At 37.9% G+C, this 641-nt stretch carries 1 protein-coding gene; it reads left to right on the top strand.

From position 1 onward, the window contains the following. On the top strand, positions 1-495 hold a 495-nt coding region (locus ACFIO5_RS12445; protein ID WP_375705569.1), incomplete at its 5' end, for a hypothetical protein. Between the last annotated feature and the right edge of the window lie 146 nt (positions 496-641).

Below are 641 nucleotides of genomic sequence, written 5' to 3'. Positions count from 1 at the left end.
GCTGATGTTAAGGCTGGTGCCTTGGGTGGCTTTATTGAAAAGGAAGATAACCTCTCTCATGATGGCAATTGCTGGGTGTATGATGAGGCTCTTGTGTTTAAAAATGGTCACGTTTATGAAAATGCAAGAGTTTTTGGCAATGCTGTCACTTGTGGTCATATCTATGGTCATGCGCGGGTTTATGACAATGCTATCATTGCTGGCTATGTTTATGATAATGCCCATGTTTATGGCAATGCTGTTATTTCTGATAATTCCCATGTTTATGGTAATGCACATGTGTATGGCAAGGATATTATTTATGATAATGCCTATGTTTATGACAATGCTAGGGTTTATGAAAATGCTCGTATAGCAAATAACGTGCATGTTTATGAAAATGCCAATATTCATGGCATTGCTGTTATTCGTGAAAATGTCGGCGGGTCTACTAAAATAAAAACCTATACTGAACGTCTCTCTCCTTATGGTGAATTAGAGATTGTCTGGGTCTAATTAATAAAGCAGCGGCGGGCGCGGCGGGGGCGCCTGCTTTCTAAGCAAATTTTCCATTTCAAATTTTAGCAAATGTTTATCACATTAAATTGTGAGGGTATCTCTATGTGCAAAAAATATGAATTAACCAGTGAAATCAAAAAAAT

It is taken from the genome of Bartonella sp. AA86SXKL (genome assembly GCF_042196885.1).
Note: the sequence above shows the minus strand (reverse complement) of the source record. Positions and strands in the feature narration are given on the sequence as shown.